Origin of the sequence: Qipengyuania marisflavi (assembly GCF_005884405.1) — a bacterium.
Classification (GTDB): domain Bacteria; phylum Pseudomonadota; class Alphaproteobacteria; order Sphingomonadales; family Sphingomonadaceae; genus Qipengyuania; species Qipengyuania marisflavi.
In genome coordinates this window covers 352,868-372,546 of the sequence record NZ_VCAO01000001.1, presented here as the reverse complement: position 1 = coordinate 372,546, position 19,679 = coordinate 352,868, and the positions used below count along the sequence as shown (strand labels likewise).

Below are 19,679 nucleotides of genomic sequence, written 5' to 3'. Positions count from 1 at the left end.
ATTTTGGGTGCATCTGCCGGAGAACAGCTGTTCCCGCTTTGCCCCGTACCGGGTCAGTCGGCGTGCCATTCGCCCGACTTGCCGCCCGACTTTGCCAGCAAGCGCACGCCGCCGATCACCATGGCCCGGTCCACAGCCTTGCCCATGTCGTAAACGGTGAGCAGCGCTATCGAGGCGGCGGTCATGGCCTCCATATCGACCCCGGTGCGCCCGGTTAGCGAGGCCGTTGCAGTGACGCGCAGGCCATCCTGCTCTGGCGTGAAGTCAACCGACACTGCATCGAGGGACAGCGGATGGCACAGCGGGATCAACTCGCTGGTCCGTTTGGCGGCCATGATCCCGGCGATGCGCGCTGCGGCGAGGACATCACCCTTGGGATTGTCACCCTCCAATATCGCAGCGAGCGCCTCGCTCGACATCCGGATGCGACCCTCGGCGACTGCGCTGCGCGATGTTTCGGGTTTCTGCCCGACATCAACCATGCGGGCCGCGCCATGTTCGTCGAGATGTGTCAGTTCAGCCATTCAGCAATGTCCGAGTTGCAGTTTCGACGTCCCTTTGCCGCATCAGGCTCTCGCCCACCAGAAAGCTCCGCACGCCCGCGCGGGCGAGCCGCTGGCAGTCTTCGTACGAGGATATTCCGCTCTCGCCCACCAGGAGTGCACCCGCAGGTGCAAGCGCCACAAGCTGCTCGGTGGTTGCGAGGTCGGTCTCGAAGGTCTTGAGGTTGCGATTGTTGACCCCGATCAGCCGCGATTTCATTAGCGCGGTGCGGGCCATCTCACGCGCGTCATGAACCTCCACAAGCACGTCCATACCACTGGCGATCGCGGCGGCTTCGAGTTCCAGCATCGCGCCATCGCCCAGAGCGGCGACGATGATCAGAATGGCGTCCGCGCCAATTGCGCGCGCCTCGGCAACCTGCCAGGGGTCGACCATAAAATCCTTGCGCAAGACGGGCAGATTGCACGCGGCGCGGGCGGCGATGAAATCATCTTCGTGGCCCTGGAAATACGGTGCATCGGTGAGCACTGAAAGGCAGGCGGCACCGCCAGCAGCATAATCGCGGGCATGATCGGCAGGGTGAAAATCTTTACGGATCAATCCTTTGGAGGGCGAAGCTTTCTTGATTTCGGCGATCAGAGCGAAGCCGCTTGCCTGCGCGGTCTCCAACGCGGCCCGAAAACCGCGCGGTGCGGTTTGGGCGCGCGCCAGAGCCTCCAATTCGGTGAGGCTGATTTCGGCCTTACGCGCAGCCACCTCCTCGCGCTTGGTTGCGCAGATTTCGGCAAGCCGGTTCATTTGGCTATCGCAATCCATTTGGCGAGCAGATCGCGCGCCGCGCCCGAATCGAGCGCTTCGGCAGCCTTCGCTGCACCGTCTTCCCATTCCTGCGTGTGGCCCGCCACGATCAGAGTGGCGGCTGCGTTGAACAACACGGCATCGCGGTAAGGGCCGGGTGCACCCATCAGCAGCGCCTCCAGAGCGCGGGCGTTGTGGACCGCATCGCCGCCGCGAATTGCCTCAACCGGGGCGTGCGGGAGGTTGACCTGCACAGCATGAACCCGCCGCATCTCGAAATCATTTCCGGTCACATCAGCCAGTTCATTGCCACCGGCCAGGCTCAATTCGTCGAGCCCTTCATCGCCTGAGACAATAAATGTACGCTTGGTGCCCAGCTTGGCCTTCGCGGCTGCATAGATCGGAACATAGGCAGGCCTGGCAATCCCGATCAGCTGGCTCTGCACGCCCGCCGGATTAGACAGCGGGCCCATCAGATTGAAAATCGTGCGCACGCCCAGCCGCTGGCGAATGGGCTGAATGCGGCCCATCGCGGGATGGTGGTTTTTGGCGAAGAGAAAGCAAATTCCGATTTCTGTCAGAGACTTCTCAGCGGTTCTCCCCGCCGCTTCCATATCCAGACCCAGCGCCTCCAAAGTATCGGCGGCACCCGATTTGCTGCTGGCAGCGCGGTTGCCATGTTTGGCCACCGGCACACCGCAGGCGGCGACCACAAGGCTGACGGCTGTCGAAACATTGAGCGTATGGTGACCATCGCCGCCGGTGCCGCAGCAATCCACGGCATCATCCGGTGCAGCAACAGGAACCAGCCTTGCGCGCAGGGCACGCGCAGCGCCCGCGATCTCCTCAGCGGTTTCGCTGCGGGAGGACATCTCTGTCAGGAAGCGGGCTATTTCTTCTTCGCTTGTCTGGCCATCAAGAATCCAGCCAAAGACTTCCTCAGCCTCGCTTTCAGTGAGATGGGGTTCGGCCTGGGGAAGCTGTTTCATGACAAGACCTTGGCGGTGATACCGCATAGCTGGAGGAAATTGGCAAGCAGCGCATGACCATGCTCGGTCGCGATGCTTTCGGGATGGAATTGCACGCCGTGGATCGGCAGGCTTTTGTGGCGAAAGCCCATCGTGCTGGCAGTACCGTGACCGGGCGTTTCGCTGGTGGCATTGACCGTCAGACAATTGGGTACATCTTCGACCACCAGAGAGTGATAGCGCGTGGCGGTGAAGGGTGAGGGCAGGCCAGCAAAAACCCCGCTGCCATCATGCGTTACCGGCGATGTCTTACCGTGCATCAACCCGCCGCGCACCACGCGCCCACCGAAGTGTTGGCCGATTGACTGGTGGCCCAGACACACGCCCAGCAATGGCAGTTCGGCGGCGGCACAGGCAGCGACGAGGTCGAGACTGATCCCGGCCTCGCTTGGCGTGCAGGGGCCGGGCGAGATGAGATAGCCGACAAAGCCGCCCGACAGCGCCTCTGCGGCGGTCGTGGCGTCATTGCGTACCACCTCCACGCCAGCACCCAGCTCCATCAAATAATGGACCAGATTGAAGGTGAAGCTGTCGTAATTGTCGACAACAAGGATGGTTTGGCGGTCTGGCATCGCTGGCGTCATTGCCTCTCGGCGCTGCGCAATCAAGCAAGGAAAGTCAGCAGCGACGTCAATCCTGCTTCCCGGCAAAGCGATTCGATGCGCGCACCAATCCGTCAGTAATGCCGGGTTCGGTGAACAGATGGCCGCCATCGGGGACAATCTGCAAATCGACTTCGGGCCAGGCTTGCTTCAATGCCCAGGCAGCCGAGGGCGGGGTGCAGCAATCGTGACGCCCCTGCACAATCACACCGGGAATTCCCGCCAGTCGGTGCGCATTGTCGAGCAATTGCCCCTCTTCCAGCCAGCATTGGTGGCGGAAATAATGGTTTTCTATCCGCGCGACGGCGATGGCGTGCTTGTCCTCGGTAAAAGCGGCCAGCATCTCAGGGTCGGGCAGGAGGGTGACGGTCTGACCCTCCCATTCGCTCCACGCCTTGGCGGCGGCCAGTTGCACGGCGTGGTCATCTGAGGTCAGCCGCTTATGATAGGCTTCGAGCAGATCGTCCTGCTCATCATCGGGAATATGACCTGAAAATGCGTCCCAAGCCTCGGGGTACAATTCGCTCGCGCCATAAGCGCACAGCCAGTCGAGCTCGATCTGGCGGCACAGGAAAATACCGCGCAGGATCAATTCGGAAACGTGATCAGGGTGGGTTTGTGCATAGGATAGCGCCAGTGTGGAACCCCAGCTGCCGCCGAAGACCTGCCATTTATCGTGCCCGCACATGATGCGCAGCTTTTCGATATCGGCGACGATGTCCCATGTTGTGTTGTTCTCCAGGCTGGCGAAGGGCAGCGAGCGGCCGCAGCCGCGCTGGTCGAATAGCAGAACATCGTACAGTTCAGGGTCGAATTGCCGCCGCTGGTCGGCGCTGCAGCCTGCACCGGGGCCGCCGTGCAAGAATACCGCAGGTTTGCCGCCCTTGGTGCCGCAACGCTCCCAATAAAGTTGGTGCCCGTCACCGACATCCAGAACGCCCGTTTCAAAGGGCTCGATTGCGGGATAAAGCGTGCGGCGCTGGGTCATTGGGACTGGCTCCTGCGTTCAACTACGATGATTGGGCCAATCGGCGCTCCGGTATCGAGCCGGTCGGTCGAAGGGTTCCACAGTGACGACACCGAACCGTCAAGAAACAGCGCGTTTTTGACGTTCAGCTCGTCGCGATAAAACCGCGCCAGCCTGCCAAACGACAGCGGCGCGTTCGTGATGACGAAATGCGCGCGCCCCTTGTCGTCTACACCCACAGCATTGCGGATCAGGCGCGATGGGCCGTTTTGTGTGATCTCGGGATGGATCTTGCCGTCGATCACCAGCATCGGGCCGGATTGCGTCCCGAATTCAGGTCGTTCGGTGACGTTCTTGAGGAAATCCTCGGTGGCGCGAACTTCCCATTTGTCACCACTGCCAAAGAACACGCCGTTGGGCTTGAGGTGGAAATTGCCCGCGCCATCTGCGGTGTTGAGCGCTTTGCGGCGTTGTGAATTCTCGACATAGTAGCCGATCGGCTTGCCCTCATCGTCGAACATCCCGCCGTTCATGGCAAAGGCAATAGTGCGCGCATTACGCCGCTTCGCCAGCGCGCCAAGACTGCGATAGGGTGCTTCGCCATCCGGGCCGAGCTCCATCGCGATCCTGTGCCGGGACGGGATCGCCAGACAATGCGTCAGCGGGGTGTCTTCGAAGATGATCGAACGGCATGCGCTTTCGACCTGAGAGGCGATGGTTGGTGTTTCGGTTGGGGTGGGCGAAGGCGACGGCGCTGGCTGCGTTTTCCCGTCAATGCGGGCACGCGCGACCGGTTCTCCTGCGGGCTGTTGTTCGCAGGCGGTCAGGGTGAGCAGGGCAATAGAGGCGGCGAGATATTTCATTGTCCGAAACTGGGCTCCTGCGCGAAGCGGACGGCTTCTTTGGCTGCGGCGAGCAGCGCTCCGGCCTTGGCTTCGCATTCACGCTGTTCATATGCCGGATCGCTGTCCGCGACTATCCCTGCACCGGCCTGTACGTGCAAAATTCCATCTTTTAGCAATCCGGTACGCAGCACAATGCAGCTGTCCACCGATCCATCGGGGGCGAAATAGCCGACTCCGCCCGCATATGGCCCGCGTGTATCGCTCTCCAGCTCGGCAATGATCTGGCAGGCGCGGATCTTTGGTGCGCCGCTGACGGTGCCAGCGGGGAAGCCAGCGAACAGCGCGTCGATAGCGTCATGTTCGGGGCTGAGCTGGCCCGTCACATTGCTGACCATATGCATGACATGGCTATAGCGTTCGACCGTAAAGCTATCGGTGACAGTGACGCTGCCGCCCTGCGCGACGCGGCCCACGTCATTGCGTCCCAGATCGAGCAGCATGAGGTGTTCGGCGCATTCCTTGGGATCGGCGCGCAATGATGCCTCTGCGGCGCGGTCAGCCTCTGGCGTGGCACCGCGCGGGCGGGTGCCGGCAATGGGCCGGACGGTGACTTCACCGCCGCGCACGCGAACAAGAATTTCTGGACTGGAACCGACTAGCGCAAAGCCAGGCAGGTCGAGGAAGAACAGGAAGGGGGAGGGGTTTACTCGGCGCAGAGCGCGATAGAGGTCGAGTGCGGGGAGGGTGAAGGGGCAGGTAAAGCGCTGCGACAGCACCACCTGAAAGATGTCGCCAGCTGCGATGTAGTCCTTCGCCTTCAGCGCCATCGCTTCATAGGTCGAGGCATCAAGCTGCGGCGTCAGTGCGGGTTCGGGGTGATTGGTGCCGCCTGCTGAAAGTGGCAGCGCGGTCCCGGCGAGCTGGCGCAGAGTTTCGTCAATCCGATCACCCGCGTGCTCGATTGCCTGTCCGGTAGCGCTTGCCACACCGGGCCACACCGGGGCAACACAGATCATCTCATCGGTCAGGCGGTCGAAGACCAGAATGACGGTGGGCCGCACGAACAGCATATCGGGCACGCCCAGCGGATCATGCGCCGCGCGGGGCAGCTTTTCGACCAGTCCGATTGTCTCATATCCGAAATAGCCGACCAGACAGGCCAGCACCGGGGGCAAATCGTCCGGAACATCGCAGCGGCATTGCTCGACCAGCGCCCGCAAGGCCGCAAGCGCGCCGTTTTCGCTAGGTTTGAAACCCTCCCGGTCGGTCTGCCAGCTTGGGTTTGTCTCGGCAGTTTCCCCACTGGCACGGAACACCAGATCGGGGTCGAGGCCGAGCAGGCTATAGCGTCCGCGGACTTCGCCGCCCTCAACTGATTCGAGCAGGAAATCACCGCGTCCGTCGACCATCAGCGCCGCCGCCGCGCCCACCGGCGTCAGACAGTCGGCAACCACCTTGCGCCAGACCAGCGCGGGCCGCCCGGCGGCAAGTTCCTTGACCGCCGGTGCTGCGCCTTGAAGCCCGTCAGCCAAGAGCTGCCTCAGTTCGCGCCGGTAAGCTGTTTGCTGACCGCTTCGATGGCTGCCGGATTGCGCTCGACACCCATCGCCTGACGCATCGCGGTGCGCAGCTGAGCGCTGTATTCATCACCGATCACCGGGCCGAGCTGCTGCTTGGCCTGCGCCACCAATGGATCGTCCTTGTCCAGCGTGTCCATCGCCACATCGTCGAGGTCGATAACCAGCCAGCCAAGACGGCCAGACGCCTCCAGCTTCTTGGTCGTGCCGTCGGCCATGCTGAACAGCAAAGCAATTGCCGGAGGAATCCGCTGCGCTGCCTGCCGGGCCAGATCTTCGCGGGTCAGGCTGACCGGCTCGACCTTCAGAGCTCCAACTTTCTCGGCGGAAACAGCGGCAGCAAGTGTCTGCCCCTTGGCAACGCGTGCCAGAATGCGGTCGGCAGCGGCTTTGGCTCCCTTGGCACCATGGTCCAGCCGCCATGCGCCCTCGACCTCTTTGGCAATCTGGGCGAGCGGTGCGGTTGCGGCAGGGACGATGTCAGTCACATCATAGACCAGATAGGCCGCGCCGCCCGACACCGGAGCAACCTCAGCCTCTTCCTCTTCCATCTGGAAAGCGGTTGCGAGCGCGGGGGCGAGCACAGCCGGAGCGGTTTCACCCGCTGTGCCATAGATCTGGCCAGTGGCGATGACCGGCTTGGTTGCAATGACTTTGAGCTTAAACTCGTCAGCCACCTCGGACAGCGTTGCGCCATCGGCGAACTGCTCTTCGATCTGGATCGCGCGATCCGCCAGCACACTCACGCGTTTTTCAGCACGGATTGCGTCGGTAATCTCACCGCGCGCCTGCGCAAGTGTGCGTGCCGTAACTTTTTCGATCTTGTCGATCCGTGCAAGATGCCAGCCCAATGCACTGCGTGCTGGCTGGCTGATCGCACCCTCGGACGCCGAAAAATAGGCCTGGGCAACAGCTGCCGAAGCTTGCGATGTAATCGTCTCACGCTCGGCATCTGTGACGGGGGCAGCGCGCAAACCGGCTTCGCGTGCAGCTGTTTCCAGCGATCCGCCACCAGCGATCCTGTCACGGATTGTCTTGGCCGCAGCTTCGGTCGGTACGATCAGCTGCGTAAAGCTGCGCGTCTCACCGCCCGCATAGAGTTTGGCATCGCGTTTATAACGTGCGGCAATCTCGGCAGCGGTGGGTTCAATGCGGTCGCCCAGCGAATCGGCATCGAAGATGGCGTAACGGATTACGCGGCGCTCGGGGCGGACGAACATCGCGCGGTTGCTATCGTAATAGGCCTTCAACTGCGCCTGCGACGGCTTGCCCTTTGGCGCGAATGCAGCAGATGGCAGCGTGGCAATGCTGCCCTTGCGGCGTTCCTTGAACAATTGCGCATAGCGGTAGGCCACGCTGTCCGGCATGGTCGCGCTGCTGGTGGTCGGGATAAACAATTGCTGGGCGATCAGACCCGTGGATAAATCGGCACGCGCCTCGGCATCGCTGATACGCTGCTGCGCCAGCACCTGACGATAGGTGTCCTCGCTGAAATTGCCATCGGCACCGCGGAAAGCCGGGATGGAGCGGATTTCGCTGTTCACCAGATTATCGCCCGCCCGCAGGCCATGCTCGCGGGCGTAACCGCGAATGGCATAGCGATCGATCAGCGCATTCATCGTCTCGCTCATTCCGCCTTCGGCAAGGAACGACTGCATCGAGATCGTCGGATCCTCGCGCCGCGCCCGGTCCAGTGCGTTGCTGGCAGCCTTGGAGAGATCGGCAGTGCCAATCTTCTCGTCACCCACCACCGCGACGCGGTCGCCGCCTGCGATGCCGCCAAACGAACCGCTGCTCGACACATCGGCGCTGGCAAAGGCGACCGCGATCAGGCCCAGAAACGCCAGCGCGATGACCATGCCGACCTTGGTTTTGAAGAAATTGCGAAAAAACTGGAACATAACTTCGGGCGATCCCGTGCTGAATCGGTGGTGCGCGCCGCGGTAATGCGGTCTGCAAGGAGTGAGCGACGCGCTTTATCCGCCCTGCGACCTCCCCGCAACAGGTCGCAAAGGGTTTTGACGGATGAGCAATCCTTCTCTAGCGGAGCACAGCCCACCGACCTAATAGCGTGCGGCTTCCCCATATCGACAAATACGACAGGACGTATCTAATGGCCGAACGGCCCTATATCGTTGGCAACTGGAAAATGAACGGCTCGCGCACGACGCTTTCCGAAGCGCGGGCGATTGATCGCGGGGCGCAGCGGACCATGAAGGTCGAAGTTGCGCTGGCGCCCCCATACACGTTGATTCACGCGGTCAGCCGTGAAGCGGGGCAGATCGGCGTTGGTGCGCAGGATTGTCATCCGGGTGAAGAAGGCGCGCACACGGGCGATATCGCTGCGTCAATGATTGCCGATTCGGGTGCGAAATTCGTGATTCTTGGCCACAGCGAACGTCGGCAGGACCATGCCGAACAGGCCGAATTGATCAACGCCAAGATCGCCAGTGCCTTGGAAGCGGGCCTGCGGATCATCCTGTGCTGCGGCGAAACGCTGGAAACCCGCGATGCCGGTCAGGCTGAGCAATTCGTTCTGGACCAGTTGCGCGCCAGCCTGCCCAAGATCGACGATGCTGGGGAGCGGCTTTCGGTTGCTTACGAGCCAATCTGGGCCATCGGCACCGGCCGCACCGCGACCACCAAGGACATCGCAGCAATGCACAAAGCCATTCGCGGCCTGATCGATGAAACCTATGGCCCCGATCAGTCACCCGATGTGCGTATCCTTTACGGCGGTTCGGTAAAGCCTGAAAACGCTGGCGAAATTCTGGCCACTGAGGAAGTTGGCGGCGCACTAGTTGGCGGCGCCAGCCTGACTGCCGAGAGCTTTCTGGGCATCGTAGTCGCTGCTGCCGAGGTAGCCGAAGGCTGATTCGGTTCGGCGAAACCTTGCCGTTCACACACTAGACGCTTAAATGCGCTGTATCCGCACTTCCCGAAAGTAGATTACGCCCATGTTCCTTTTCCTGACCGTCCTCCAGGCCGTTGTCGCCGCCGTACTTGTCGGCGTGATCCTGATGCAGCGCTCGGAAGGCGGGGGCCTTGGCATTGGCGGCAGTCCTTCGGGAATGCTCAGCGCGCGCGGTGCGGCGGATTTTCTGACGCGTTCGACCCGCTGGCTGGCGGTGGCTTTCGTGGTGCTGTCGATTGCATTGGCGGCTGTGGCTGTCGATTCGAGCAGCACCGATGCCATCGAATCGACGCTTGACCGCTCGGTTGCTCCGGCTGCTCCTGCCGATCCGCTGGCGGCTCCCGGACAGGCTCCGGCTGAACCGGTACCCAGCGATGATCCGCTGGCCGAAGTCGCCGGTTAAACCAAACTTCGCATAGCAGCGCTGTGGATTGTGCAGGCTTACCTGCGCGATCCGGTGCGTTTGCCCTTGCGCCATCCCCCCATGCAAGCTTAAGGCTCGGCCCCCATGACGCGGTATATTTTCATCACCGGCGGCGTGGTCTCCTCGCTCGGCAAAGGTCTCATGGCAGCATCGCTTGCAGCCTTGCTGCAGGCGCGCGGCTACAAGGTCCGGATTCGCAAGTTCGATCCGTATCTTAACGTCGATCCGGGCACGATGAGCCCGTACCAGCATGGCGAAGTTTACGTCACTGACGATGGCGCAGAGACCGATCTGGATCTCGGCCATTATGAACGCTTCACCGGCGTATCGGCGCGGCAGGCGGACAATGTCACCTCGGGCCGGATTTACCAGCAGATCATCGCCAAGGAACGCCGCGGCGATTATCTGGGGGCGACCGTGCAGGTGGTCCCGCATGTGACCGACGCGATCAAGGAATTCGCGTTGGCCGATCAGGCCGACCATGATTTCATTCTGTGCGAAATTGGCGGCACTGTCGGCGATATCGAGAGCCTGCCGTTTATGGAGGCGATCCGCCAGCTGCGTAACGAGCTTGAGCCGATGCAATCGGTCAGCGTCCACGTGACGCTGGTCCCCTACATCGCGGCGGCCGGAGAGTTGAAAACCAAGCCGACGCAGCATTCGGTGCGTGAACTGGCCAGCCTGGGTATCAAGCCTGACGTGTTGTTGTGCCGCGCGGAACATCCAATCCCCGAAAGCGATCGCCGCAAGATTGCTCAGTTCTGCAATGTGCGCGCCGAAGCGGTGATCCCCGCGCTTGATGCAACATCCATTTACTCGGTCCCGCTGCAATATCACGGTGAGGGGCTGGATAGCGAAGTGCTGCGCAGCTTCGGGATCACTGATGCGCCCGAACCTGATTTGACGCGCTGGTATGATGTGGTGGATCGCCATTCGAACCCAGAGGGTGAAGTAACGATTGGCGTTGTCGGCAAATACGTCGGTCTGCAGGACGCCTACAAATCACTCAACGAAGCGCTGGCGCATGGCGGGATGGCTAACCGTGTCCGCGTTAAAATCCGCTGGATCGATGCGGAGGTCTTTGCGCAGGGTGATAGCGATATCGCCGCCCAGCTTGAGCCGCTGCACGGTATTCTGGTGCCGGGCGGCTTTGGCGAACGCGGTTCGGAAGGCAAAATTGCCGCAGTCCGCTTTGCACGTGAACGCAAGGTGCCCTTCTTCGGGATATGTCTGGGAATGCAGATGGCCTGTATTGAGGGCGCCCGCGCTGCCGGCATTGAAAACGCCTCATCAAGCGAATTTGGCGACACCAGTGAACCGGTCGTCGGGATCATTACTGAATGGATGAGCGAAGAGGGTCTGCAAGAACGCGAAGCGGGCGGTGATCTGGGCGGGACCATGCGTTTGGGCGCTTACGACGCGAAACTGTCGGGCAACAGCCAGGTTTCGGCGATCTATGGCGGCGCTGTGATGATCTCCGAGCGTCACCGGCATCGTTACGAGGTCAATGGCGCTTATGTCGCACCGCTGGAGCAGAATGGCCTGATATTCTCAGGGATGTCGCCCGATGGTCTCCTTCCGGAAATCGTAGAGCGGCCGGACCATCCGTGGTTCGTGGGCGTCCAGTTCCATCCAGAGCTGAAATCGCGGCCCTTCGAACCGCATCCGCTGTTTGCGGGCTTCGTGCGTGCTGCTCTGGAGCAAGCACGCCTCGTCTGAATTTATTTTCAACACGGCTTAGATGGTAAGCCTGTTGTAAATACATGGTTATTTCCAGAAATTTTGTAACGGCGCGACAGCTAGCTGCCCACCGCCGAAATAGGCGGGTTTATCTTTTGATATATTTGCTGCATTATCCTTTTGTTGTCGCAAAAGCCCAGGCGACATCAGGGTTTTTGCCGCATCGGCAAGTTGTGGGGCTTGCCTCGAAGCCGGCTGTCTTCTGCGACCCGGACGGCCGAGTTTGAGGCTAGGCGGCGTTAAGCGTCGCGGGGGCGAAGCCGCAAGGTTTCGCCCCCTATTCATTTTCAACGCATTTTTCGTAAGCGGTGGGTTCAGGCCGCCGCGCTGTCGTCGCTATTGTCCTTGACGACTTCGAGCGGTTTCTGGCCGCCAATCGCCACCTTCTTCGGCTTCATCGCGTCGGGCACTTCGCGCAGCAGATCAATCACCAGCAGGCCATCGGCCAGATCGGCTTTCTCGACGCGCACGAAATCAGCCAGTTCAAACCGGCGCTCAAACCCGCGATTGGCGATGCCGATGTGCAGCATTTCGCCATCACACAATTCATCGCGCTTCCGGCCTTGCACTGTCAGCAGGTTCTGCTGCGCCACAATGTCGAGGTCTTCCTCGCGAAAACCGGCAACCGCCAGAGTGATGCGATAATCGTCATCGCCGCGGCGTTCGATGTTAAAGGGCGGATAATTGTCGCCGCCAGCACTGCGCGCCTGGCGTTCCATAAGGTCGAACAGACGGTCGAAACCGACAGTGGAACGGCGATAGGGTGTAAAATCAAGACGGTTCATCGAAACAAATCCTCTTCTGAGCAATTTGACTTAGCAAGGCCCGAACAGGCACCTTGCGTCGCCGCTACCGAGCAGCGACACGTTCAAGATAGGTGTGAGACAGCATCGTTCAAGACGGTAATTATCGCCCCGTCACCACCAAATAGGAAGCATATATGAGCCAACCTCAAATCGACATCTACACCAAGTTCGGCTGCGGTTATTGCTTCCGCGCAAAACGGCTGCTGGACGAGAAGGGGGCCGAATATACCGAGCACGACATCACGATGGGTGGCCCCAAGCGCGATGAGATGGTTCAGCGTGCGCCAAATGCCCGGACAGTCCCGCAGATTTTCATCGGTGATAACCACATCGGCGGATCCGACCAGCTCGCTTCACTGGAGAGAGATGGCAAGCTTGATGCGCTGCTTGGTGGCTGAATGACCCGCATTGCCGTCCTGCAAATGACCTCCGGGATTGATCCCGAGGCAAATGCCAATTGCCTGACTGACGCGTGTGAGCGCGCAGCGGGCGAGGGGGCAGAGGTACTGTTCACTCCCGAAATGTCCGGGCTGCTCGACCGTGATCGCAAACGTGCTGCGGCCAATATCGCCAAAGAGGCAGAAGACATTGTACTGTCCCAGGTACGCGAGGCCGCTGCCAAGCATAGCCTGTGGGTCGCGCTTGGCTCGCTAGCGATCGGCCACGGGCAGGGGGGCTGGGCAAACCGCAGTTTTGTTATCGATGATATGGGCGAAGTGGCTGCCCGATATGACAAGATGCACATGTTCGATGTCGATCTGGAAAGCGGCGAGAGCTGGCGAGAGTCCAATTCCTATCGTGCTGGGGACCGCATAGTGACCGCGCAGACCCCAGCAGGCAGGCTGGGTCTGACCGTATGCTACGATTTGCGCTTTCCTGCGTTGTTTGAGGCGCTTGGAAGGGAAGCCTGCGATGTGATCGCGATACCCGCCGCCTTCACCGTCCCCACTGGCGAAGCACACTGGCACGTCCTCCAGCGCGCGCGTGCCATCGAAGCCAGCGCTTATGTCGTGGCGGCGGCTCAGGTGGGCGAGCATGCCGATGGCCGCTGTACCTACGGGCACAGTCTGGTGGTTGATCCGTGGGGCGAAGTGCTGCTCGATATGAGCGGGGACGAGCCGGGCCTTGGCTTTGCCGAGATCGATGCGGCACGGATTGCGGAGGTTCGCCGTCAGGTGCCCAGCCTTGCCAACCGCCGTCCAATCAGCACATAGGCTTGCCATGATCGTTTTCGACCTTTCCTGTGATGAAGGCCACCGCTTCGAAGGCTGGTTCGGCTCGTCAGAAGACTATGCGGCGCAGCAGCAGCGCGGTCTGGTAAGCTGCCCGCATTGCGGCAGCGAACGCATTGGCAAGGCGCCCATGGCGCCCTCTGTCCCGGCGAAGGCCAACACTGCTCCGGCAGAGAAGCCACAGCAAGAACACCAGTTGGCTAACCAACCCATGCCGCCTGCGGTGCAGAAGGCCTTTAAGGCGCTTGCCGAGGCGCAGGCCAAGGCATTGGAAAAGAGCACTTGGGTCGGCAGCAGCTTCGCTGAAAAAGCGCGGTCGATGCATTATGGCGAGGAAACGGAAGCTCCGATCCACGGACAGGCCACCCGAGCCGAAGCCGAGGAAATGGCGGGCGAGGGCATCGGAGTTGCGCCGATCCTGTTCCCGGTTTCGCCACCGGACAAGCTTAACTGAGCTAGAGAATAGTGGTACGCCCGACAGGATTGCCGCCTCCGGCGGCGCCTATGCTTCGCTCCGGCTCCGAACCAAGAACGTATCCATCATGACAAACCATTCGGCCTAGCCCCTACGGGGCCGGTTCGAATGGTGCGCCCGACAGGATTCGAACCTGTGGCCCCCAGATTAGGAATCTGGTGCTCTATCCGACTGAGCTACGGGCGCCCGCGGTCCATTTAGCAGCAAGCCGTCCGCTGGCAATCCCGCGTCGACAGGGCTGAATTACCGCTCCGCAAAACCGCGGCGGTTGCCGTCGAGCTGGGTGACCGGGACGGTTTCCTTGAAGGTATGCGTGACATAGGGGAACGGGATTTCGATCCCTGCATCGTCCAATGCGGCCTTGATCGCGCGTATGACCTTATCTTTGGTCTCCCAAGCGTCACGCGGGCTTGATCCGGCCCACCAGCGGACCAGGAAATCGACCGAGCTGGAGTTGAACTCCTGCGCAAAGATATCGACGCCCTTGCTGGCCAGCACCACGTCCAGCCCTTCGACTGCGCGGCGGATGACATCGGCGGCATGATCGAGGTTGGTATCGTAGGAAACGCCCACCACCACCTCGTGGCGGCGCTCGCTTTCATCGGTCAGGATCTCTACCGGATTCTTGAACAGCATTGAATTGGGCACCAGCGTCAGTTCGCCCGACAGCTTGCGCACATGCGTTTCGCGCAGCGAGATATGTTCGACCTTGCCGCTGATCCCTTCGCATACAATGACATCACCAATGCGCATCTTGGTTCGCACCATGATCAGAACACCGGCAAAGAAGTTCTCGAAGATGTCCTGAAACGCGAACCCGATCGCAACTGCGCCCAGGCCCAGCCCGGCCAGCAGGCTTGCAGCGGTGAGATCGGGAAACACCACGATGGCCGCGATCATCAGGCCCATGACCCAGATCGCCAGATTGACCAAGGTGTCCATCAGGTTGCGCAGGCTGGCGCGTACTTCGGTCCGGCCGACCAGAGCATCGGCAATGCGCGTGGCAAACCGCGCAAGGATCCACGTCACGAACAGGATAAGCAAGGCAATGGCGAAGCTGGGTAACGAGGCCACAAAGCCTTCTGCCATGGCTTGCAACTGCTTGCGCAGCGTCTCGATATAATCCAATTCAGACCTCCCTTTGCGGGGCAACGACTTTGCCCACAAAGGCGTTCCGATACTCCTGCACTATAAGATTACCCGGCGTTAGCCAAGATTGTGCTCTTTGCGCGCAACTTCATGCAGCCAATCGGCATGACGCGGGGCCTTTTTGGTCTGGCTCCATTCGTCGAGCATTAGCGGCGCAACGCGTTTGAGTTCGGCATATTGCTCGTCGGTTCCGATATCCGTCGCCAGTTCGACGCGGTGACCATTCGGGTCGAAGAAATAGATCGATTTGAAAATGCCGTGATGCGTGGGGCCGAGCACGTCGATATCGAGGCCCTCGATATGCTGCTTGGCGGCCAGCAATTCGTCTTCGCTGGCGACCTTGAACGCAAGATGCTGGACCCAGGCGGGCGTGTTCTCGTCACGGCCCATATCCTTTTGGTTGGGCAATTCGAAGAAGGCTAGCACATTGCCGTTCCCGGCATCGAGGAAGACGTGCATGTACGGATCGTAATCGCCGGTCGAAGGCACGTGGTCTTCGGAAAAGGCGCTGACATATTCCATGCCCAGCACCCTTCCATACCATTCGACTGTCTCCTTGGCGTCCTTGCAGCGGTAGGCTGCATGATGGACGCCGCCCAGCTTGACCGGATGCGCGCTCATTCCGCTGGTTCCACTTCCTCGACCTGCAACACTCCGCGGTTGATCTGGTCGCGCTCCATGCTTTCGAACAGGGCCTTGAAATTGCCTTCGCCGAAGCCGTCGTCACCCTTGCGCTGAATAAATTCGAAAAACACCGGGCCGACCTGCGCCTGAGCGAAAATCTGCAGTAGCAGGCGGGGCTGGCCGCCCTCGATGGTGCCGTCCAGCAGGATACCGCGCGCTTGCAGCTGCTGCGCATCTTCGCCGTGACCCGGAAGACGTTCGGGCAGCATTTGGTAATAGGTTTCTGGCGGAGCATCCATGAATGGCACGCCCAGCTCTTTCAGATTGTCCCAGCATTGCAGCAAATCGTCACAGATCAGCGCGATATGCTGGATACCCTCGCCATTGAATTCGCGCAGGAATTCTTCGATCTGACCCTTGCCGCCGTCACCCTCTTCATTGAGCGGGATGCGAATCTTGCCATCGGGCGCGGTCAGCGCCTTGGAGGTCAGGCCGGTATATTCGCCCTTAATGTCGAAAAAGCGGATTTCGCGGAAGTTGAACAGCGTTTCGTAATAGTCCGCCCAATAGGCCATCCGGCCATTGTAGACATTGTGGGTAAGGTGATCGATCAGCTTGAAACCGGCGCCCACCGGATGCTTGTCGACACCTGGCAGATATTCGAAATCAATGTCGTAGATCGACAGGTTCTCGCCGCTGTCACCGTCATACCGGTCAACCAGATAGAGGATTGCGCCGCCAATGCCGCGGATTGCCGGGATGTGCAGTTCCATCGGGCCGGTTTCAACCGCGACAGGCTCTGCCCCGCGTTCCAGAAGTTCGGTATAGGCCTTGCGCGCATCCTTGACGCGGAACGCCATTCCGCAAGCGGCAGGGCCATGCTCGCGGGCGAAATACCATGCGGCGCTTTTGGGTTCATAATTGGTGACCAGATTGATGCCGCCCTGGCGCCACAGGTGCGCATCCTTGGAGCGATGCGAGGCAACATGGGTGAAGCCCATCGCTTGGAAGACCGGTTCGAGCACGCCCTTATCAGGAGCAGAAAATTCGACGAATTCAAAGCCGTCGAGGCCGATTGGGTTTTCAAAGAGATCGGGCATATCGGTCCTCACCAAGGTATGGTTACATTGGAAACTAAATATCCTTTGCCGCAGCAAATGTCAAGAAATCAACCACGGAAAGGCAGTGTCCGTTCCACTCGCGATTGCCAGCGCTTGCACCGCACGCCATGAAGCTCGCCTATGGCTCAGACTAGTGAAGACCTTGATGAAATCCGCCGCGCGGTACGTGCTTTGTGTGAAGCCTTCCCCGGCGAGTATTGGCGCGCGAAGGATCGCGACCGCGAATATCCGGACGAATTTGTCGATGCGCTGACGCAGGCAGGGTTTTTGGCAGCATTGATCCCAGAGGAATATGGCGGCAGCGGGCTGAAACTGGATTCCGCAGCAATCATCATGGAGGAAATCCAGGCATCGGGCTGCAATGGCGCGGCTGCCCATGCGCAGATGTATGTCATGAACACGCTGCTGCGTTATGGCTCTGAGGAGCAGAAACGCGCTTATCTTCCAGCGGTTGCGAAGGGTGAGTTGAGGCTTCAAGCATTCGGTGTGTCAGAACCAGCCAGCGGGACCGACACCCTATCGCTGCGGACCTTCGCAGCGCGTGACGGTGACGAATACGTCATCAACGGCCAGAAAATCTGGACCAGCCGGGCCGAGCATTCCGACCTGATGGCGCTGCTCGCCCGCACGACCCCGCGGGAACAAGTGGAGAAGAAGACCGACGGCCTCTCCCTGTTCCTGATCGATATGCGCGAAGTTGTGGGCAAGGGCATGACCATCCGCCCCATTCGCACGATGATGAATCATTCAACCACTGAAATTTTCTTCGACGACATGCGTATCCCGGCAAGCGCGCTCATCGGTGAGGAAGGGAAGGGCTTTCGCTACATCCTGTCGGGCATGAACGCCGAACGTATCCTGATCGGCGCGGAATGTATCGGGGATGCCAAGTGGTTTATTGAAAAGGCCACCGGCTATGCCAAGGAGCGCGAAGTGTTTGGCCGATCGATTGGCCAGAACCAAGGCGTCCAATTCCCGATCGCCCGCTGCTATGCGCAAATGCGCGCCGCCGAACTGATGGTTCATCATGCCGCAGCGGTTTACGACGAAGGGGGTAACGCTGGCGAACAGGCCAATATGGCCAAGATGCTGGCGTCGGAGGCCAGTTGGGCGGCAGCGGATATGTGTGTGCAGACATTCGGCGGTTTCGGATTTGCCGAGGAATACGATGTCGAACGCAAATTTCGCGAGGCGCGCCTGTATACGGTGGCACCGATTTCGACGAATCTGATTCTCAGCTATCTGGCCGAACACGTCCTCGGCCTGCCGCGTTCTTATTAGCCAAAGACGAAATCCGCTTGCACGCAGTCGTTAACTGTGATTCTGTGGGCAAATGCAGCGCAAACGCTTCTTGGACGGCATCAAAAAGCAGAAGGCCACACAGGGCGGGGCGCTTGCGTGCCTGCTGCTGATGGGCGGCCTGGCGATTGCTGGCCCATCCGGGCTGCTGTCCTGGAGCGAGAATTTGCGCCTTCTCGATCAGCGCAAGGCGCAGCTTTCTGCGCTGGAGAAAGAACGCACTGCGCTGGCGAACAAGGTCGGCCTGCTCGATCCTAAACATGCTGATCCTGACATGGTGGGCGAATTGCTGCGCAGCCAGCTCAATGTTGTTCACCCCAACGAAGTTGTGATCCAGCTGGACGACTAAGCGCTCTGCAAAGAGCCAGTCCGCGCTTTTGCGCTCCCGCATTTCCGTAAGGTTTTCGTATGCAAAGCGCGTGCGCCGTTGCGCGGCTGCGCGCGCTGTGGCTATAGGCAAGCGCACTATCCTCCCCGGAAGAACAAGGGACCCAAAATCTTGGCCAAAACCCCCCGGAGCAAGCAAGTAAAGAAAACCGCGCAGGACGCTGCGGATTTCGCTCTTCATTCGTTGCAGGACGCCCATGAGGCAAAGCCGCGTTATGATGCGAGCGCGGAGGAGATGCTTGGTTTCTACAAGCAGATGCTCCTGATCCGCCGTTTCGAAGAACGCGCCGGGCAATTGTACGGCCTCGGCCTGATCGGCGGGTTTTGCCATCTCTACATCGGGCAGGAAGCGGTCGCGGTTGGCCTGCAATCCGCGCTGACCGGCGGGCTGGACAGTGTGATCACCGGCTACCGCGATCATGGTCATATGCTGGCCTATGGCATCGATCCCAACGTCATCATGGCCGAACTGACCGGGCGCGAGGCCGGCATCTCCAAGGGCAAGGGCGGATCGATGCATATGTTCTCGACCGAGCATAAGTTTTATGGCGGCCACGGCATCGTCGGCGCACAGGTTGCGCTAGGCGGCGGGCTGGCGCTGGCACACCAGTACAATGAAGATGGCGGGCTCTGCCTGGCCTATTTCGGTGACGGCGCCGCCAATCAGGGCCAGGTCTATGAAACGATGAACATGGCCAGCCTGTGGAAGCTGCCAATCGTCTTTCTGGTAGAGAACAACCAATATGCGATGGGCACAGCGGTTGGCCGCTCCAGTGCCGAAACAGAATTTTATCGCCGCGGCACCGCCTTCCGCATTCCGGGAATGAAGGTCAACGGTATGGACGTGCTCGAAGTTCGCCAGGCGGCCGAGATTGCCTTTGCTCATGTGCGGGCGGGCAAGGGACCGGTGCTGATGGAATGCAACACCTATCGCTATCGCGGGCATTCGATGTCTGACCCGGCAAAGTACCGCTCACGCGAGGAAGTGCAGGACCAGAAGGATCATCACGATCCTATTGAGGGCCTTAAGAAAGCCCTGATCGAGCAAGGCAGCAAAGAGGACGCGTTGAAAGCCATCGACAAGGAAATCCGCAAGGTCGTCAGCGCCGCCGCCGATTTTGCCGAAAGCTCTCCTGAACCAGCACCTAGCGAACTCTACACCGATGTTCTGGTGGAGGAGTATTGAG

The 19,679-nt window shown here is 60.2% G+C and carries 21 protein-coding genes and 1 tRNA gene; 9 read left to right on the top strand and 13 right to left on the bottom strand.

Annotation, left to right across the window (positions count from 1 at the left end):
- Positions 1 to 53: 53 nt before the first annotated feature.
- From moaC to FEV51_RS01835, 8 genes are read right to left on the bottom strand one after another with little or no spacing between them, the layout of a single operon-like run.
- Positions 54 to 524, bottom strand: a complete 471-nt coding sequence (moaC, locus tag FEV51_RS01870) for a cyclic pyranopterin monophosphate synthase MoaC (protein WP_138615531.1) — start codon at positions 522 to 524, stop codon at positions 54 to 56.
- Positions 517 to 1,302 (bottom strand): indole-3-glycerol phosphate synthase TrpC, encoded by a 786-nt coding sequence (gene trpC / locus FEV51_RS01865; protein WP_138615530.1) that lies wholly within the window; start codon positions 1,300 to 1,302, stop codon positions 517 to 519. Before trpC ends, moaC begins: the two co-directional genes overlap by 8 nt.
- Positions 1,299 to 2,291 carry an anthranilate phosphoribosyltransferase gene (trpD, locus tag FEV51_RS01860; RefSeq protein WP_138615529.1) on the bottom strand — a complete coding sequence of 331 codons (993 nt, stop codon included), beginning with the start codon at positions 2,289 to 2,291 and terminating at the stop codon, positions 1,299 to 1,301. The genes trpC and trpD overlap by 4 nt, the downstream gene beginning before the upstream one ends.
- Positions 2,288 to 2,902: an anthranilate synthase component II gene (locus tag FEV51_RS01855; RefSeq protein WP_138615528.1), complete on the bottom strand. Its 615-nt coding sequence runs from the start codon at positions 2,900 to 2,902 to the stop codon at positions 2,288 to 2,290. The genes trpD and FEV51_RS01855 overlap by 4 nt, the downstream gene beginning before the upstream one ends.
- 58 nt (positions 2,903 to 2,960) lie before the next feature.
- The gene (pip, locus tag FEV51_RS01850) at positions 2,961 to 3,920 is read right to left on the bottom strand and encodes a prolyl aminopeptidase (protein ID WP_138615527.1); all 960 of its coding nucleotides are present in this window, start codon (positions 3,918 to 3,920) and stop codon (positions 2,961 to 2,963) included.
- Complete coding sequence (locus tag FEV51_RS01845; RefSeq protein WP_138615526.1) at positions 3,917 to 4,762, bottom strand: phosphodiester glycosidase family protein; 846 nt, start codon at positions 4,760 to 4,762, stop codon at positions 3,917 to 3,919. Before FEV51_RS01845 ends, pip begins: the two co-directional genes overlap by 4 nt.
- On the bottom strand, positions 4,759 to 6,276 hold the full coding sequence (gene trpE / locus FEV51_RS01840) for an anthranilate synthase component I (RefSeq protein WP_138615525.1): 1,518 nt from the start codon (positions 6,274 to 6,276) through the stop codon (positions 4,759 to 4,761). The genes FEV51_RS01845 and trpE overlap by 4 nt, the downstream gene beginning before the upstream one ends.
- Before the next feature lie 8 nt (positions 6,277 to 6,284).
- Entirely contained in the window at positions 6,285 to 8,222 is a 1,938-nt protein-coding gene (locus FEV51_RS01835; RefSeq protein WP_138615524.1) for a peptidylprolyl isomerase, read from the bottom strand.
- A gap of 212 nt (positions 8,223 to 8,434) precedes the next feature.
- On the opposite strand from FEV51_RS01835, the gene tpiA reads away from it, so the two are divergent.
- The 3 genes from tpiA to FEV51_RS01820 all read left to right on the top strand — a co-directional run bounded on the left by tpiA (position 8,435) and on the right by FEV51_RS01820 (position 11,378).
- Positions 8,435 to 9,196 carry a triose-phosphate isomerase gene (gene tpiA / locus FEV51_RS01830; protein WP_138615523.1) on the top strand — a complete coding sequence of 254 codons (762 nt, stop codon included), beginning with the start codon at positions 8,435 to 8,437 and terminating at the stop codon, positions 9,194 to 9,196.
- An 82-nt stretch (positions 9,197 to 9,278) separates the two neighbouring features.
- On the top strand, positions 9,279 to 9,638 hold the full coding sequence (gene secG, locus FEV51_RS01825) for a preprotein translocase subunit SecG (protein WP_138615522.1): 360 nt from the start codon (positions 9,279 to 9,281) through the stop codon (positions 9,636 to 9,638).
- A 105-nt stretch (positions 9,639 to 9,743) separates the two neighbouring features.
- Positions 9,744 to 11,378, top strand: coding sequence for a CTP synthase (locus tag FEV51_RS01820; RefSeq protein WP_138615521.1), 1,635 nt, complete (start codon positions 9,744 to 9,746; stop codon positions 11,376 to 11,378).
- Positions 11,379 to 11,713: 335 nt separating this feature from the next.
- Here the strand turns inward: FEV51_RS01820 and FEV51_RS01815 are convergent, their stop codons facing one another.
- On the bottom strand, positions 11,714 to 12,184 hold the full coding sequence (locus FEV51_RS01815; RefSeq protein WP_138615520.1) for an Hsp20 family protein: 471 nt from the start codon (positions 12,182 to 12,184) through the stop codon (positions 11,714 to 11,716).
- A 155-nt stretch (positions 12,185 to 12,339) separates the two neighbouring features.
- On the opposite strand from FEV51_RS01815, the gene grxC reads away from it, so the two are divergent.
- The 3 genes from grxC to FEV51_RS01800 are packed head-to-tail and all read left to right on the top strand — an operon-like array spanning position 12,340 to position 13,891.
- On the top strand, positions 12,340 to 12,603 hold the full coding sequence (grxC, locus tag FEV51_RS01810; protein ID WP_138615519.1) for a glutaredoxin 3: 264 nt from the start codon (positions 12,340 to 12,342) through the stop codon (positions 12,601 to 12,603).
- Positions 12,604 to 13,419 (top strand): carbon-nitrogen hydrolase family protein, encoded by an 816-nt coding sequence (locus tag FEV51_RS01805; RefSeq protein WP_138615518.1) that lies wholly within the window; start codon positions 12,604 to 12,606, stop codon positions 13,417 to 13,419. It begins immediately after the preceding gene.
- 7 nt (positions 13,420 to 13,426) lie between these two features.
- Positions 13,427 to 13,891, top strand: a complete 465-nt coding sequence (locus tag FEV51_RS01800) for a DUF1178 family protein (protein WP_138615517.1) — start codon at positions 13,427 to 13,429, stop codon at positions 13,889 to 13,891.
- Between the two features lie 130 nt (positions 13,892 to 14,021).
- Here FEV51_RS01800 and FEV51_RS01795 read toward each other — a convergent pair.
- From FEV51_RS01795 to hppD, 4 genes are all read right to left on the bottom strand, one after another.
- Positions 14,022 to 14,098: transfer RNA gene (locus FEV51_RS01795), tRNA-Arg, on the bottom strand.
- Between the two features lie 57 nt (positions 14,099 to 14,155).
- Entirely contained in the window at positions 14,156 to 15,040 is an 885-nt protein-coding gene (locus FEV51_RS01790; protein WP_138615516.1) for a mechanosensitive ion channel family protein, read from the bottom strand.
- 78 nt (positions 15,041 to 15,118) lie between these two features.
- Complete coding sequence (locus tag FEV51_RS01785; RefSeq protein WP_138615515.1) at positions 15,119 to 15,682, bottom strand: VOC family protein; 564 nt, start codon at positions 15,680 to 15,682, stop codon at positions 15,119 to 15,121.
- On the bottom strand, positions 15,679 to 16,785 hold the full coding sequence (gene hppD, locus FEV51_RS01780; protein WP_138615514.1) for a 4-hydroxyphenylpyruvate dioxygenase: 1,107 nt from the start codon (positions 16,783 to 16,785) through the stop codon (positions 15,679 to 15,681). Before hppD ends, FEV51_RS01785 begins: the two co-directional genes overlap by 4 nt.
- Before the next feature lie 141 nt (positions 16,786 to 16,926).
- Between hppD and FEV51_RS01775 the strand changes: the two genes are divergently transcribed.
- The 3 genes from FEV51_RS01775 to pdhA all read left to right on the top strand — a co-directional run bounded on the left by FEV51_RS01775 (position 16,927) and on the right by pdhA (position 19,678).
- The gene (locus FEV51_RS01775) at positions 16,927 to 18,087 is read left to right on the top strand and encodes an acyl-CoA dehydrogenase family protein (RefSeq protein WP_138615513.1); all 1,161 of its coding nucleotides are present in this window, start codon (positions 16,927 to 16,929) and stop codon (positions 18,085 to 18,087) included.
- A 70-nt stretch (positions 18,088 to 18,157) separates the two neighbouring features.
- Entirely contained in the window at positions 18,158 to 18,454 is a 297-nt protein-coding gene (locus FEV51_RS01770) for an FtsB family cell division protein (RefSeq protein ID WP_342773716.1), read from the top strand.
- Positions 18,455 to 18,604: 150 nt separating this feature from the next.
- Entirely contained in the window at positions 18,605 to 19,678 is a 1,074-nt protein-coding gene (pdhA, locus tag FEV51_RS01765; protein ID WP_246034390.1) for a pyruvate dehydrogenase (acetyl-transferring) E1 component subunit alpha, read from the top strand.
- Position 19,679: the final 1 nt, after the last annotated feature.

Bases quoted from the DNA above. Each gene is read 5' to 3' on its own strand.
- tpiA (WP_138615523.1), top strand. From the start codon at position 8,435: ATGGCCGAACGGCCCTATATCGTTGGCAACTGGAAAATGAACGGCTCG.
- moaC (WP_138615531.1), bottom strand. From the start codon at position 524: ATGGCTGAACTGACACATCTCGACGAACATGGCGCGGCCCGCATGGTT.
- hppD (WP_138615514.1), bottom strand. From the start codon at position 16,785: ATGCCCGATCTCTTTGAAAACCCAATCGGCCTCGACGGCTTTGAATTC.
- secG (WP_138615522.1), top strand. From the start codon at position 9,279: ATGTTCCTTTTCCTGACCGTCCTCCAGGCCGTTGTCGCCGCCGTACTT.
- trpC (WP_138615530.1), bottom strand. From the start codon at position 1,302: ATGAACCGGCTTGCCGAAATCTGCGCAACCAAGCGCGAGGAGGTGGCT.
- FEV51_RS01800 (WP_138615517.1), top strand. From the start codon at position 13,427: ATGATCGTTTTCGACCTTTCCTGTGATGAAGGCCACCGCTTCGAAGGC.
- FEV51_RS01855 (WP_138615528.1), bottom strand. From the start codon at position 2,902: ATGCCAGACCGCCAAACCATCCTTGTTGTCGACAATTACGACAGCTTC.
- FEV51_RS01805 (WP_138615518.1), top strand. From the start codon at position 12,604: ATGACCCGCATTGCCGTCCTGCAAATGACCTCCGGGATTGATCCCGAG.
- pip (WP_138615527.1), bottom strand. From the start codon at position 3,920: ATGACCCAGCGCCGCACGCTTTATCCCGCAATCGAGCCCTTTGAAACG.
- FEV51_RS01785 (WP_138615515.1), bottom strand. From the start codon at position 15,682: ATGAGCGCGCATCCGGTCAAGCTGGGCGGCGTCCATCATGCAGCCTAC.
- FEV51_RS01815 (WP_138615520.1), bottom strand. From the start codon at position 12,184: ATGAACCGTCTTGATTTTACACCCTATCGCCGTTCCACTGTCGGTTTC.
- FEV51_RS01835 (WP_138615524.1), bottom strand. From the start codon at position 8,222: ATGTTCCAGTTTTTTCGCAATTTCTTCAAAACCAAGGTCGGCATGGTC.
- FEV51_RS01775 (WP_138615513.1), top strand. From the start codon at position 16,927: ATGGCTCAGACTAGTGAAGACCTTGATGAAATCCGCCGCGCGGTACGT.
- FEV51_RS01845 (WP_138615526.1), bottom strand. From the start codon at position 4,762: ATGAAATATCTCGCCGCCTCTATTGCCCTGCTCACCCTGACCGCCTGC.
- grxC (WP_138615519.1), top strand. From the start codon at position 12,340: ATGAGCCAACCTCAAATCGACATCTACACCAAGTTCGGCTGCGGTTAT.
- FEV51_RS01820 (WP_138615521.1), top strand. From the start codon at position 9,744: ATGACGCGGTATATTTTCATCACCGGCGGCGTGGTCTCCTCGCTCGGC.
- trpD (WP_138615529.1), bottom strand. From the start codon at position 2,291: ATGAAACAGCTTCCCCAGGCCGAACCCCATCTCACTGAAAGCGAGGCT.